The sequence below is a fragment of the Streptococcus pseudoporcinus LQ 940-04 genome (genome assembly GCF_000188035.1).
In the GTDB taxonomy this organism is placed as follows: domain Bacteria; phylum Bacillota; class Bacilli; order Lactobacillales; family Streptococcaceae; genus Streptococcus; species Streptococcus pseudoporcinus.
On sequence record NZ_AEUY02000005.1, the window covers coordinates 1,460,059 to 1,474,579 of the forward strand.

16 protein-coding genes and 1 pseudogene are annotated in these 14,521 nt (G+C 36.7%); 11 read left to right on the forward strand and 6 right to left on the reverse strand.

Features of this window, described 5'->3' with window-relative positions; genetic code table 11:
• Positions 1–104 precede the first annotated feature (104 nt).
• The 6 genes from STRPS_RS08525 to radC all read left to right on the forward strand — a co-directional run bounded on the left by STRPS_RS08525 (position 105) and on the right by radC (position 5,263).
• Positions 105–716, forward strand: a complete 612-nt coding sequence (locus STRPS_RS08525) for a histidine phosphatase family protein (protein ID WP_007891352.1) — start codon at positions 105–107, stop codon at positions 714–716.
• Between the two features lie 238 nt (positions 717–954).
• Complete coding sequence (locus STRPS_RS10820; RefSeq protein ID WP_007891414.1) at positions 955–1,194, forward strand: hypothetical protein; 240 nt, start codon at positions 955–957, stop codon at positions 1,192–1,194.
• An 11-nt stretch (positions 1,195–1,205) separates the two neighbouring features.
• Positions 1,206–1,670: a hypothetical protein gene (locus STRPS_RS10825; RefSeq protein ID WP_007891454.1), complete on the forward strand. Its 465-nt coding sequence runs from the start codon at positions 1,206–1,208 to the stop codon at positions 1,668–1,670.
• A 25-nt stretch (positions 1,671–1,695) separates the two neighbouring features.
• A complete protein-coding gene (locus tag STRPS_RS08535; protein WP_007891159.1) occupies positions 1,696–3,126 on the forward strand; it encodes a 6-phospho-beta-glucosidase in 1,431 nt (476 codons plus the stop codon).
• Positions 3,127–3,342: 216 nt separating this feature from the next.
• The gene (locus tag STRPS_RS08540) at positions 3,343–4,467 is read left to right on the forward strand and encodes an AI-2E family transporter (RefSeq protein ID WP_007891390.1); all 1,125 of its coding nucleotides are present in this window, start codon (positions 3,343–3,345) and stop codon (positions 4,465–4,467) included.
• 109 nt (positions 4,468–4,576) lie between these two features.
• A complete protein-coding gene (gene radC / locus STRPS_RS08545; RefSeq protein ID WP_007891238.1) occupies positions 4,577–5,263 on the forward strand; it encodes a RadC family protein in 687 nt (228 codons plus the stop codon).
• Positions 5,264–5,338: 75 nt separating this feature from the next.
• Here the strand turns inward: radC and STRPS_RS08550 are convergent, their stop codons facing one another.
• The 5 genes and pseudogenes from STRPS_RS08550 to STRPS_RS08570 all read right to left on the reverse strand — a co-directional run bounded on the left by STRPS_RS08550 (position 5,339) and on the right by STRPS_RS08570 (position 9,323).
• On the reverse strand, positions 5,339–5,980 hold the full coding sequence (locus STRPS_RS08550; RefSeq protein WP_007891254.1) for a redox-sensing transcriptional repressor Rex: 642 nt from the start codon (positions 5,978–5,980) through the stop codon (positions 5,339–5,341).
• Positions 5,981–6,190: 210 nt separating this feature from the next.
• Positions 6,191–6,538 carry a DUF1831 domain-containing protein gene (locus tag STRPS_RS08555; protein WP_007891425.1) on the reverse strand — a complete coding sequence of 116 codons (348 nt, stop codon included), beginning with the start codon at positions 6,536–6,538 and terminating at the stop codon, positions 6,191–6,193.
• Positions 6,528–7,598, reverse strand: a complete 1,071-nt coding sequence (locus STRPS_RS10755; protein ID WP_232011009.1) for a cysteine desulfurase family protein — start codon at positions 7,596–7,598, stop codon at positions 6,528–6,530. The genes STRPS_RS08555 and STRPS_RS10755 overlap by 11 nt, the downstream gene beginning before the upstream one ends.
• Positions 7,599–7,658: 60 nt before the next feature.
• Positions 7,659–8,630, reverse strand: a pseudogene (locus tag STRPS_RS10760) (ribose-phosphate diphosphokinase); the annotation flags it as partial.
• A 126-nt stretch (positions 8,631–8,756) separates the two neighbouring features.
• Positions 8,757–9,323 (reverse strand): CYTH domain-containing protein, encoded by a 567-nt coding sequence (locus STRPS_RS08570; protein WP_007891131.1) that lies wholly within the window; start codon positions 9,321–9,323, stop codon positions 8,757–8,759.
• 91 nt (positions 9,324–9,414) lie between these two features.
• On the opposite strand from STRPS_RS08570, the gene STRPS_RS08575 reads away from it, so the two are divergent.
• The 5 genes from STRPS_RS08575 (at position 9,415) to STRPS_RS08595 (ending at position 13,638) form a co-directional block, all read left to right on the forward strand.
• Positions 9,415–10,086 (forward strand): GTP pyrophosphokinase, encoded by a 672-nt coding sequence (locus tag STRPS_RS08575; RefSeq protein WP_007891330.1) that lies wholly within the window; start codon positions 9,415–9,417, stop codon positions 10,084–10,086.
• Positions 10,061–10,897: an NAD kinase gene (locus STRPS_RS08580; RefSeq protein WP_007891457.1), complete on the forward strand. Its 837-nt coding sequence runs from the start codon at positions 10,061–10,063 to the stop codon at positions 10,895–10,897. The genes STRPS_RS08575 and STRPS_RS08580 overlap by 26 nt, the downstream gene beginning before the upstream one ends.
• The gene (locus tag STRPS_RS08585; protein ID WP_007891285.1) at positions 10,894–11,784 is read left to right on the forward strand and encodes an RluA family pseudouridine synthase; all 891 of its coding nucleotides are present in this window, start codon (positions 10,894–10,896) and stop codon (positions 11,782–11,784) included. The genes STRPS_RS08580 and STRPS_RS08585 overlap by 4 nt, the downstream gene beginning before the upstream one ends.
• Positions 11,785–11,803: 19 nt before the next feature.
• A complete protein-coding gene (pta, locus tag STRPS_RS08590; RefSeq protein ID WP_007891161.1) occupies positions 11,804–12,805 on the forward strand; it encodes a phosphate acetyltransferase in 1,002 nt (333 codons plus the stop codon).
• A 74-nt stretch (positions 12,806–12,879) separates the two neighbouring features.
• The gene (locus STRPS_RS08595) at positions 12,880–13,638 is read left to right on the forward strand and encodes an SDR family NAD(P)-dependent oxidoreductase (protein WP_007891339.1); all 759 of its coding nucleotides are present in this window, start codon (positions 12,880–12,882) and stop codon (positions 13,636–13,638) included.
• 65 nt (positions 13,639–13,703) lie between these two features.
• Here STRPS_RS08595 and STRPS_RS08600 read toward each other — a convergent pair whose 3' ends face one another.
• A complete protein-coding gene (locus STRPS_RS08600; RefSeq protein WP_007891135.1) occupies positions 13,704–14,390 on the reverse strand; it encodes a hypothetical protein in 687 nt (228 codons plus the stop codon).
• Positions 14,391–14,521: the final 131 nt, after the last annotated feature.

Below are 14,521 nucleotides of genomic sequence, written 5' to 3' on the forward strand. Positions count from 1 at the left end.
TCTTATCTAAGGTATGCCCAAGGAATTCCAAAAGGATAACCCCCTTCCCAAAGTTTTTTTGGAGGTACCAAAACTGAATGAGAAGGGTTCTTAGAGGAGAGAAAATGCAAAAAATATTTTATCTCATGCGCCATGGTCAAACTTTATTTAATGCTCAGGGTCGTATTCAAGGCGCTTGTGATTCGCCCTTAACTGCCTTAGGGATTAAACAAGCACAGGCAGCACGCGCATACTTCCAAGAAGAGGATATCATCTTTGATAAGGTTTATTCTTCTACACAAGAAAGGGCTTGCGACACAGCTGAACTTGCAAGTGGCCGAACTGATTTAATCCGTTTAAAAGGTCTAAAAGAGTGGAATTTTGGTGCTTTTGAAGGTCATCAAGAATACCTTAACCCTCATCTTTTTAAGGAGGATGGTTCAGGCTATCGTGATTACTTTGTGGCCTATGGTGGGGAATCCAATGTTGAAGTCTATCAACGTATGGCAGCGACTATTAAGAAGGCACTGGCTGACGAGAAAGAAGAAGAGAGATCACTTTTTGTCAGTCATGGAGCTTCAATAACCCAATTTTACCGCCATATGACAGTAGAGGCTCCTATTTTGACAAAAGGGATGTCAAACTGTGCCATTTTAAAATTAGCTTATGATGGTACAAAAATGCGAGTATTATCAGTTTATAATCCAATGGACAAAGAATACATATTTGACAGATGAAAAGAAAGTTCGAATTTTAACTATGACAGCCATTAACACTTTAGCCCCAGTCTTTTTCATGCTGATATTAGGGTATTTGGTATGATACTTTAAGTGGATTACCCCACAAGATAAATATGGCGCAAGCGCTATTATGTTTACAGTTTTATTCCCAATTTTAATTTTTCATTTAATGATGTAAGCAGAATTAAGGAGGGCTACTGTTCCAATTATTGCTTATACGCTAGCAGTTTTCATCTTGGCAATCCTGGTAGGAAAGGGGTTACGAGTTTTTATTGGGGAAGCGCAGTCGCATTTTGCTCCCTTCTTACTTCCGACAGTTGAAGGGGGAAGAGGCGCTCTACCATTATACTTATCCATTGTTGGTGTTACCAGTAATACAGTTATCTTTGATATTGCTGGTGCTATAACGGCATTTTTGATTATTCCTGTTTTAGTATCAAGGTCAGCTGCCAATCGGCCAGTAATAAAGAATTAGTGTTTTCTATTATGAAACACCCATTTGTAATTGCAATTTTTCTAGGCTTAGTAGGTAATAGGTGTCATTGGCCAGAGATAATCGTAACAAGTCCCATGATACCAGCTTATGAAGGAATCATTGGCCGAGCAACGGCTCCTATTGCAGGGCTGATTCTTTTTATACTCGGCTATGATTTGAAGATAAACCTAAAAACGATTAGGCCTTTGGCAAAATTAATTGTTGTTCGTTTTAGTTTTTATAGCCTTGTTATTCTTGGATTTTTCATCCTCTTTCCCAAATTTATGCCTAATGATCATTTTAAGTTGGCTGTTCTAATATATTTTATGTGTCCAACGGGTTTTGCATTGCCAGCAATAATTTCTCCTATTTTTAATTCTGAAGAGGATGAATTATTTTCGGCAACGTTTATTTCACTGTCACTTGTTGTGAACTTGGTTATTTATACACTTATTGTTATTTTTATGGTCCACTAACTTACTATATAAAAAGGAGAAAATAATGTCTACAAAACAATTTCCTAATAACTTTTTATGGGGTGGCGCAACTGCTGCCAACCAATTAGAAGGTGCTTTTGATCTTGATGGCCGCGGATTAGCTAACGTTGACTTATCACCAGTTGGCGAGGCTCGTCTTGATGTTATCACTGGTAAACGTAAAATGTTTCATTTTGAAGAAGGGTATTTCTATCCAGCTAAAGAATCCATTGATTTTTATCATCGTTATAAAGAAGATATTGCTTTGTTTGCTGAGATGGGTTTTAAAACCTTTCGTATGTCAATCGCTTGGTCCCGCATTTTCCCGAAAGGAGATGAAAGCCAACCTAACGAAGCTGGCTTAAGCTTTTATGAAGAAGTTTTTAAAGAATGTCATAAATATGGAATCCAACCTTTAGTCACCATTACCCATTTTGATATCCCCATGCATTTAGTAACAGAATATGGTGGTTGGCGTAATCGGAAATTGGTCGACTTTTATGGGAACTTAGTCACTGTTTTATTTAAACGTTATAAGGGACTCGTTAAATACTGGTTAACATTTAATGAAATCAATATTCTCCTGCATGCTCCATTTATGGGAGCTGGGGTGACTTTTGAAGAAGGTGAAGACCGTAATCAAGTACTCTATACAGCAGCCCATCATGAATTACTGGCCTCAGCTTTAGCAACAAAAATTGGTCATGAAGTAGATCCAGAGAATCAAATTGGCTGTATGTTAGCAGCTGGTAAATTCTACCCATTAACACCTAAACCTGAAGATGTTTGGGCGGCTATGGAAAAAGACCGTGAAAATTACTTCTTCATTGATGTTCAAGCACGAGGAGAATACCCAGAATATGCCTTGAAATTCTTTGAACGCGAAGGTATCAAGCTAACTTTTGAAGAAGAGGATGAGCTACTTCTAAAAGAAAATACGGTTGATTTTGTGTCCTTCTCTTACTATGCTAGCCGTGCAGCACAAGCTCAAAAAACAAATCAATCTGAAGCTAATCTTTTAGCTTCTTCAGATAATCCTTATCTAAAAACAAGTGACTGGGGTTGGGCAATTGATCCACTAGGATTTCGCATTACGCTAAATGATCTTTATGACAGATACCAGAAACCTCTATTTGTTGTTGAAAATGGACTTGGTGCTGTAGATATTCCAGATGAAGATGGTTATGTTGCAGATGATTATCGCATTGACTACTTACGGCAACACATTGAAGCCATGCGCGATGCTATCACAGAAGATGGGGTAAAAGTCTTAGGATATACCACTTGGGGACCAATTGATCTTGTGTCAGCAGGAACAGGCGAGATGAAAAAACGTTATGGCTTCATCTATGTTGATCGTGACAACTATGGAAATGGCACCCTTAAACGTTCTAAGAAAAAATCATTTAATTGGTATAAAAAAGTTATTGCTTCAAATGGTTCAGATTTAAACTAATTTTTAAGATATAGTTGCACAGTAAGGCTAAGAAGGTCTTGCTAAATGGTTACTCACCTTAGTAATCTAAACTGGCTTTGCTATTAGAAAAAAAAGAGAAAGAGGAGTGGCAGTTGGAAAGTTTCTTAATCGGGACAAAACCAACTGTCATTCTTTTTGATCTGCCTCGGATGTTCATTTTATCATTTTAGTGTATAATGAGTGAAAGGAGTTTTTATGCAATTTGAAAAGAAACATGTTTTGTATATTGTCGCAGCCTTTCTCATCTGTTTTACGATTCAAGCTAATTGGGATAAGGGAACAGATATCATCCAAACAGTTATTAAAACAAGCTTACCATTTCTTTATGGAGCAGCCTTGGCCTATATTATTAATATTGTCATGACTGCCTATGAAAATCTTTTGAATCGTCTTGTGAAAACCAATCGTTTTTTTCACTTAAGGCGTGGGATTGCGATGATTTTAGCCTACGCAACCTTTATTGCTTTGTTTTTTTGGATTGTTTCCATAGTCATTCCCGATTTGATTGCTAGTATAAATATGATGCTGTCTTTTGATACAGGATCTGTTAAACAGTATATTCATGATTTAAGTCACAATAAAATAATTGCTAAAGTGATTCATTATTTTGGTGGTGATGCCAAAATCACACAAACAGTCAGCAATTATAGCCAACAGTTGTTAAAACAATTCTTGTCATTTCTAACGAGCATCTTAACATCGATGACAGTGATTGCCTCAGCTATTATTAATGTCTTTGTGGCTTTTGTTTTCTCATTTTATGTCTTAGGTAATAAGGAACAACTTTGTCGTCAAGGCAATATTTTAGTTGATACTTATACTGGAATCTACGCCCAACGCATTCATTATATTGTGGGATTATTGCATAATCGGTTTCATGGCTTTTTCGTCGGACAAACTATCGAAGCAGTGATTTTAGGAAGCTTAACGGCACTAGGGATGTTCCTCTTTAAACTCCCTTTTGCAGCTACTATAGGAGTCTTAGTTGCTTTTACCGCCCTTATTCCAGTTGTAGGTGCTTATATAGGTGTTACAATTGGTTTTATACTAATTATGACACAATCTCTTTCGCAAGCTATTTTCTTTGTTATTTTTATCGTTATTCTTCAACAGTTCGAAGGAAATCTGATCTATCCGCGGGTAGTAGGAAGTTCTATAAAACTTCCTGGTATGTGGGTTTTAATGGCTATTACTATAGGAGCATCACTTAAAGGTATTGTAGGAATGATTATTGCTGTTCCTCTAGCAGCAACCTTTTATCAAATGATTAAAGATAATATCGATAAAAAACAGGCTATCAAAAAGAACCAAGTTTCCTAAAACGAGGTTCTTTTTTGTATGAAAGGATAACATTATTGTTAACGTAACAGAAATAGTTTAGCATCAAAAAAGTTTGCTTTTTTCGAATAATATAAATGGAGGTGTTACAATGTATTCCATTAAACTCGAGAAAGAAAGTTTACTACCTAGAGAAAAGTTAGTTCGCAACGGAGCCGAGCAACTCAGTAATCAAGAACTTTTAGCCATCATACTGAGAACTGGTAACAAGGATAAACATGTTATGGAGCTAGCCGCCACCCTCTTAAACACAGTCTCATCATTATCCGATTTTAAAAAAATGTCTTTACAAGAGTTACGACAACTAGTCGGAATTGGCAATGTAAAATCAATTGAGTTAAAAGCAATGCTTGAATTCGCCAGAAGAATCCAAGAATCTGAACAAACTAGCCAATATCAAATTTTGTCTAGCTTTCAAATTGCTAAGAAAATGATCAAACAGTTGGGAGATAAAGAACAAGAACATTTAGTAGCATTGTACTTAGACACTCAAAATAAGGTTATTGAAGAGAAGACTATTTTTATTGGAAGTGTTCGACGTTCAATAGCAGAGCCAAGGGAAATTCTGCATTATGCGTGTCGAAATATGGCGACAAGTATGATTATTGTTCATAATCACCCTTCGGGTTTGGTAAACCCAAGTGAAAATGATTATCACTTCACAAAAAACATAAAACAATTATGTGATCAAATCGGAATTGCTTGTCTTGACCACATAATTGTTGGAAAAAATAATTATTATAGTTTTCGTGAAAAAACCAATCTTTTTTGTGAATAAACTCTTGGAATAAAGTAAAATTTGTGAAGAGTTTATGATTGTCATTGAGCTTTTCAGTTGCTAATGGACGCTATCTTACTTATTTGCTTGATTCATAAAATAAAGTAAGGTTTGTAGTTCACTTGTTAAATCAACATATTGTACAATAACATCAGCTGGCACCTGTAAATGTACCGGTGAAAAACTTAGGATTCCTTTAATCCCTGCAGCAATAAGCTGATCAGCCACCTCTTGTGCCTGTACGCTTGGAACAGTTAAAATAGCTGTTTCAATATCTGTTTTTTCAACATGTTCCTTTAATGTAGACATGCCATAAATTGGAATTCCGTCAGCGGTAGTTGTTCCCACCATGGGATGATTATCGACGTCAAAACCCATTGAGATTTGCATCTTATTACGATCGTGGAAGCGATAGTGTAGTAGCGCACGACCAATATTACCACAACCTACAATAAGGACATTAGTTGTCGAATGATCATTCAAGAGATCAGCAAAAAAGTTCATCAATTTTGAAACATCATATCCAAATCCGCGGCGTCCCAATTCACCAAAGTAGGAAAAGTCGCGACGGACAGTCGCAGAGTCAATTCCCATTGCATCTGCGATTTGTTTAGAACTTGCTTTTTCAATCTGATCGGCATAAAAGCGTTTGAAAATGCGATAATATAAAGACAAGCGCTTAGCTGTTGCCTTTGGAATAGATTTATCAATTACCATTGTTTTGCTCCTTTGTTTATTATTCAGTATCTTTCATGATACTATTGTAACAAATACTTTGTGAAAAATGCAACTTTAATCTACTAGATAGGGCTAAATATTCCTAGTTAGCTTACTTATAAGAAAAACCTTCTTTTACAGAAGGCTCTTTTATAACATGAATAATAAAAAGGGAATTTTCTTAAGCCATTTAAACTCATAGGTAAGAGCTTAGTTTGCTTTCTTGGTAAAGATATCACGTTCGACTAAGCTATCCATTAAAAAGTAAAACTTATCTTGTAATATTTTATGTTTTTCTGACTTGAAAATATTCACCATACGTAAGCCAGACTGATCTGTAATGGCTAATTTAAAAGCGTTGAGCTCTTTATTAATCGTAATTTTCAATGGGAAGCCATCACCAGAGTTTGGGACTTCCTCTAAAAGGCGTGTCAATTCATAGTGTCCTACTTTTGTGACTGAAAAAGTTGTATCTCTTAGAGTGTATTTTTTAATTTTGGGACTTATTTCATATTTGTACCGACAGTCTGGTAAAGCAATTTCTTTTTCAAATGCCATTTGATACTCCTAAAATAGTTTTTAATTCTTCTGTGAGGGTTTGAACTTCCTCAAGTGTATTTTGTTCAGAAAATGAAATTCTGATGGCTTCATTTAGTCGAGCAGACTCTTTGCCATAGTAGGCTTCTAAAACGTGACTTGGTTCAACTGTACCAGCAGTACAAGCAGAGCCTGTAGAAATAGCAATATTTGCCATGTCTAAGCGTGTAAGTAAGAGTCCGTTTTGTTGACCAGGAAAGCCAATATTGATAACATGTGGAAGCGAGTTTTTTGATTTTGATAAGTAGTAGTTGCTATCAGAAAGATTAGTAATTAAAGTGTTTGCAAGGGTCTCAACGTGTTGAAAATTTTCTGTCATATTGTTATAAGCCTCTTGCAAGGCCTTTGCCATTCCGACAATACCAATAAGGTTTTCGGTACTAGCACGTCTTTTTTCTTCCTGATCTCCACCGTGTAAAAGCTGGTCAAAATGTTGGCCGCCACAGTAGAGGAAACCAACACCCTTTGGGCCATGAAACTTGTGGGCAGAGGCGGATAAAAAATCAATTCCCAGCTCTTTGGGGTTAATGGGAACCTTACCAATTATCTGAACAGCATCAAGGTGAAAGATTGCTTGATGTTGTTTCAAGTTTTTGGCTACTTCTTGATAGGGTAATAAATCCCCAGTTTCATTGTTAGCAGCCATCATACTAACCATAATAGTATCATCACGCAAGGCATCTTGAACCTGTTGACATGTAATGTGTCCATCAATAGGTTTTAAGTAAGTGACTTCAAAGCCGAAACGTTCTTCTAGATAAGCCATTGTGTGAAGTACTGAGTGGTGCTCAATGGCAGTTGTTATTAAATGCTTCCCTTTGTGCTGATTAGCAAGGGCATAGCCTTTAAGGGCAGTATTATTACTTTCAGTTCCTCCAGAGGTAAAGATGATAGAACGGCTTTCAACGTCAAGGAGGTCAGCAATTTCTTGACGACAAGTTCGTAAAATTTTACTAGCAGATCGTCCGAAAGAATGGACACTGGAGGGATTACCGAAAGTAGTGGTCATGACTTGAGTCATACTTCTGATAACAGCATCACTTAAAGGTGTTGTCGCTGCATTATCAAAATAGATAGGATTATTTTTTTCATTTGGGTGGTAGGCAAAAAGTGGGCTTAATGGTTTTCTTTCATGGATATTGATAATAGCTTTCGCAATTAGTTCACTAGCTGTAAGGTAGTTGACATTTACAGGTTTACGGTTTTTAGTTAGGACAGAGTCAGTAACAAGAATTTCTTTGATCGGGGTTGCTTCTAAAATATCAGCTGCACCACCAGCAAATAGACCGTGGCTAGCAACCGCATAGATATCAGTCGCGCCTTCGCGTTCTAAAATTTTAGCTGCTTCTGCAAAAGTGATACCTGTATTCAAGATATCATCAATGAGAATAGCTTTTTTACCAACAACATCACCAATGATGTAGCCTTCTTCACGCTCAGTTTCATCCTCTGAATAATCAATAATTGCAATAGGTGAATCTAAGAGTTCAGCTAAACTCCTAGCCCTTTTAATACCAGAATTTTTAGGACTGACGATAACGACATCCTCACCACACAAACCTTTTTCCTCATAATGTTCAGCAAAAAGCGGCGTTGTGAATAAGTTATCAACGGGAATATCAAAGAAGCCTTGTACTTGGACAGCATGTAAATCTAAAGTAAGGACGCGATCAATACCAGCTTTGGTTAGCATATTAGCAACTAGCTTAGCTGTAATAGGTTCGCGTGATTTTGAAACCCGGTCTTGGCGAGAATAGCCAAAATATGGCAAGACAACGTTGACTGAATTAGCACTAGCTCGTTTACAAGCATCAATCATGATGAGTAGTTCCCATAAGTTATCATTAACAGGAAAACTTGTTGATTGAACAATATAAATATCATCTCCTCGGACAGTTTCCTCAATGTTGATCATGATTTCACCATCTGAAAATTGACGTGAGGAAATTTTCCCTAATGGAATGCCAGATGCTTTGGAAATTTTCTCAGCGATTGGTAAGTTTGAGGTGAGTGAAAATAGTTTGATTTGCTTATCAGCATATCGTTCAGTCATGATAATGGTAGCTCCTTATATCTTCTTTAGAATGTGAATTTGCATAAAATTCCATTCAATTCCTAAATTGACAGTACTATTCTATCAAAAAAACAGAAAAATTGCATTTTTCTGTCGAGAATATTTTCAAGAGTTGAGGGTATTGCTAAAACGCGCAACTTTACTTTTGGCATACTTAAAGGAGATGTGATTTTCTTCTAAAAATCGTTCAAAATCAGCTTGGCCTTTTTCAGCATTTTGAACTTCAAGTTCCAACTCATAGTCAATAATAGAAGCATAGTGGTTACAATCCAAAGCCATTTTCCCAATAGGAGTAATGGTTTCCCGGCGAGTAGTTGTTAAGTAACCAAAGTTTTCTATTTTTGAAACATCAATACCTTCTGTCTCGATAAGGGTTTTGATACTACTTTGGGGAAAATGACCCGTTTTTATTATTTTTTTTGCACTAATCAAAGATAAGTCAATATTGTATTCCCTATTACCGATAGTTTCCGGAACTTTCAGTGTTAATTCAGCCTGTTCGGCAAATGTGCGGACTCGCAGGGACATGCGATGAGCTTTCAGGTCGAAATTAGGGGTGTCCATATAATAATTAGTCTGCACGACAGGGGTTACATGTGATAGTTGCTTGAGTAAGCCTTGGTACTCTTTTTTAGTGAGCAGAGTTTTATATTCGATTTCTAGGTTAGACATGTTACCTTCCTTTTATGCTATTTTATGCTATAATAAGTTGTTATTTCAATTTTATATCAAAGTTTCTGCTTTGACAAGAAAGGAGTAAGCTGTGGCAGTTGACTGGGAAGATTTCCTTGATCCCTATATTCAGGCGGTAGGTGAACTTAAAATCAAATTACGAGGTATTCGTAAACAGTTTCGAAAACAAAATCGCTATTCTCCAATTGAATTTGTAACAGGTCGCGTTAAATCTGTGGAGAGTATTAAACAAAAAATGGTACTCAGAGGTGTCCTTGAAGAAAATATTGCTCAGGATATCCAAGATATTGCAGGATTGCGCATTATGGTTCAATTTGTCGATGACATTGATGAAGTTTTGAACCTTTTAAGGCAAAGGCAAGATATGACTATCGTTTACGAACGTGATTACATTCGTAATATGAAAAGAAGTGGATATCGTTCTTACCACGTTGTTGTTGAGTATCCAGTCGACACCATTGATGGGCAAAAGAAAGTTTTAGCCGAAATCCAAATTAGAACATTGGGAATGAACTTTTGGGCAACCATTGAACATTCTCTCAATTATAAATATAAGGGTGAATTCCCAGAAGAGATTAAAAAGCGCCTTTCTCGGACCGCTAAAATTGCTCTTGAGCTAGATGAAGAAATGCGGAAGATTCGTGATGATATTAGAGAAGCTCAACTTCTCTTTGATCCGGGAAGTCGTAACGTAAGTGATGGTGTAGGAAACAGTGATGACACAGATGAATTATACAGATAATGTGATACGAGTTGCCATAATAGCTAATGGCAAATACCAAAGCAAACGTGTCGCTTCAAAACTTTTTGCCGTCTTTAGAGATGATCCCGATTTTTATCTGACCAAGAAAAAACCTGATGTGGTTATCTCAATTGGCGGTGATGGAATGTTATTGTCGGCCTTCCATATGTATGAAAACGAACTTGATTCTGTTCGTTTTGTCGGTATTCACACTGGTCATTTAGGATTCTACACTGACTATCGTGACTTTGAAATTGATAAACTTATTGAAAATCTACGAGAAGATAAGGGAGATAAAGTATCTTATCCTATCCTTAAGATTGTTTTGACTCTGGAAAACGGTCGCATTATAAAAGCGAGAGCTTTGAACGAAGCAACCATTAAACGTATTGAAAAAACGATGGTTGCAGATGTCTATATTAATAATGTCCGGTTCGAAAGTTTTCGTGGTGATGGCATGTCTATTTCGACACCGACAGGCAGTACAGCCTATAATAAATCTCTTGGCGGAGCGATTCTTCATCCAACTATAGAAGCCCTTCAATTAACAGAAATATCAAGCCTCAATAATCTTGTTTTCCGAACAGTTGGTTCCTCTTTAATTATCCCTAAAGAAGAAATGATAGAAATTGTACCACAACGAACAGGTATTTATACTGTGTCCGTTGATAATAAAACCTATAATTTGAAAAATGTCGTTAAAGCTCAATATTACATTGACAGCGAAAAAATTCATTTTGTATCAACGCCGAGCCATACTAGTTTCTGGGAACGAGTACAAGATGCTTTTATTGGTGAATTGGACTCATGAAGTTTGAATTTATAGCAGATCGTAGAACTAAAGTGAAGACGCTACTAAAAAGTCATGATGTATCAAAAGGTTTACTGGCAAAAGTTAAATATAAGGGTGGTCGTATTGCAGTAAATGGTATTGAACGTAATGCCATTTACTTATTGGATATTGGTGATATAGTTAGTATTACAATACCAAATGAACGGCCTTTTGAGAAATTAGAGGCGATCTCTCATCCTTTGGACATTGTTTATGAAGACGACCATTTTTTAGTTATTAATAAACCAGTGGGTTATGCCAGTATTCCTAGTGCTATTCATTCTAATACTATTGCTAATTTTATTAAAGGGTATTATGTAGAACAGGATTATCCTAATAAGCAAGTTCACATTGTAACTCGTTTAGATCGTGATACGAGTGGCTTGATGCTTTTTGCTAAGCACGGCTATGCCCATGCCCGACTTGATAAACAACTTCAAGCTCGAGCAATAGAAAAGCGCTACTTTGCTTTGGTATCTGGAGATGGACAATTGCCAGATCAAGGGGAAATTATTGCACCAATTGGTCGCTCAAAAGATAGTATTATTACCCGTACCGTTGACCCCATGGGTAAGTATGCTAGAACATCCTACCAAGTTGTGGGTCGCTATGCGGAAAATGTTCACTTGGTTGATATTAAGCTCCATACAGGAAGAACACATCAGATTAGGGTTCATTTTTCGCATATTGGTTTTCCCTTACTTGGTGATGACCTTTATGGTGGACGACTTGATCTCGGAATCACAAGGCAAGCACTGCATTGCCATTTTTTGAGTTTTCACAATCCGTTTACTGAAAATGTAAGCCAACATACAATTCATTTGACAGATGACTTTGAGAACGTTATCATAGATTTACAGAAATAAAAAATGAGGTATTAAAAAAATGAGTATTAGAAGCTTGTTTGGTAGTTTAAGAGAAAAAGTTGTAGGAAAACACGTTAAAATTGTTTTCCCTGAAGGAAATGATGAGCGTGTTGTGCGTGCAGCGGCACGTCTTAAATTTGAGGGTTTGGTAGAACCAATTATTCTTGGTGAGGCTGATGAGATTAGAGCCTTACTCACAAAACTAGGTTTTGCTGACCAAGACTATGCTATCATTAATCCAGTTGACTATCCTGAATTCGAAGAAATGAAAAAAGAATTTGTCACTATTCGTAAAGGTAAAGCAACAATGGAAGATGCTGATAAAATGCTCAAAGATGTTAACTATTTTGGTGTTATGTTGGTAAAAATGGGGCTTGCAGATGGTATGGTTTCAGGTGCTATCCATTCAACAGCTGACACCGTGCGTCCTGCTCTTCAAATCATTAAAACAAAACCAGGTATTTCACGGACATCAGGTGTTTTCTTGATGAATCGTGAAAATACAAATGAACGTTATATTTTTGCGGACTGCGCTATTAACATTGATCCAAGTGCCCAAGAATTAGCTGAAATTGCGGTTAATACTGCCGAAACAGCTGAAATCTTTGATATTGAACCTAAAGTAGCCATGCTCAGTTTCTCAACGAAAGGGTCAGGTAAGGCTCCCCAAGTTGATAAAGTAGCAGAAGCGACAAAAATCGCAAAAACCTTAAATCCTTCCCTTGCTTTAGATGGGGAATTGCAATTTGATGCTGCCTTTGTACCTGAAACGGCAGCTATTAAAGCTCCTGACTCTGATGTTGCTGGTCAAGCCAATACTTTTGTCTTCCCTGACTTGCAATCTGGTAATATTGGCTATAAAATTGCACAACGTTTAGGTATGTTTGATGCTATTGGTCCAATCCTTCAAGGTTTGAATAAACCGGTAAATGATTTGTCTCGTGGCTCTAGTGCAGAAGATATCTACAAATTAGGTATTATTACAGCAGCACAAGCTTTAGGAAAGTTTGAAGCTGAATAAGTATCTCAACTATAAAGAGTAAAACTTTGTTAATGGTAACAGAGTTTTACTTTTGTTTTAGGAGGATTAACAAGATGACAAAACAAATTGCTTTAGTAACAGGCGCTTCGGTAGGATTTGGCAAAGAAATAGTTTACCAGTTAATTGCAGATGGTTACCGTGTCATTGGCGCAGCAAGACGTATTGATAAATTACGTGAGATGGAATCCTACTTTGGGGCAGAAAAGTTCCTAGCCTTACAAATGGATGTCTCAGATACTAACTTAATTGACCTTGCCTTAAAAAAGCTGCCAATTGACTGGCAGGTGATTGATATCTTAATTAATAATGCAGGACTGGCTTTAGGTCTTGATAAGGCACAAGAAGCGGACTTTGCCAATTGGATGACCATGATTAATACTAATATCGTAGGTTTAACCTATCTAACTCATCACTTATTACCTAAAATGGTTGCTAAAAATACTGGTACAATCATTAATATAGGGTCAACAGCAGGAACAATTCCTTATCCTGGAGCCAATATTTATGGTGCAAGTAAAGCTTTTGTTAAACAATTTTCACTCAATTTACGTGCTGATTTAGCGGGAACAAAGATTCGGGTTTCCAATATTGAACCAGGATTGTGTGAAGGTACAGAATTTTCAACTGTCCGTTTTAATGGCGACCAGGAACGCGTGAATGCATTATATCAAGGAGCACATGCCATACAAGCTGTTGATATTGCTAAAACAGTCTCTTGGATTCTTTCTCAACCAGACCATGTTAATATTAATCGGATTGAAATAATGCCTGTTTCGCAAACTTATGGGCCACAGCCTGTTTATAGAGATTAAAAACATATAGCCATACTGGTAAAAGACAGTATGGCTATATTAGTAGTATCCTTAATTTGTTATGACTAAAGATTATCTGAGATTGAGGGCCCTGATGTCACATCTGACCAGCCAACGATGGCTTGTGCCGTTTCTTCGAGGTATTGGGCGAGGATAGGTTTTAAGTCCTGCACAATGTCTATCGTGCCGAGATAGTGACCATCTTTGTTGGTTAGACTATAATATGACTGAAAATAGATATGGTCTAAGGAAGCAGTCGGAAGGAGAAAATGTTTAGTTTGATTTTCGTGGCTACCTTTAAATTGACGATAGATCCAAGCTTCCAAATTCTCTTCTTCATCTTCAAAAAAGCTACTGTTAAATTGATGGTTATGGTATATGAAGTTACCACTTTTATCCGACAGTCGAATTTGATAAGGAAATAAATCCCATAAGGATTGACTGATACTTTGGTAAAATTGGTTTAAGGCGGAGCTGAGCTCTAGAATTATTTGTCCCTCTTTTAAACGCCCTTCTGTAATGAAGAAAGCTTTAGGTGTTAATTGTTCTGAAAAATAGAAAATGGGGTGGTCTGTTTCAAGTTCTACAAAAGAGAAGATGCCATCATATTTGGTGATATTAAAATCAGATGATGACGAAGCAAGTGTTATCTCGAAAAGTTCAGAGTAATAACTTGAAAGTGTTTTAAAGAATTCTTGTTGAAAAATATTTTTATCTGAGAAAATAGCGAGAATAGCTTGTGTTTTTTTCATAAATCCATAGTAACGAGAATAGCTTTAAAATGCAATTAATGCGCTTATGGAAAAGAGCAGAGAATAGTATTAGAAGTACTGATTAAAAGACTAGTTTGTCCAAGTATCATCATAGTATAATCGCATTGTAA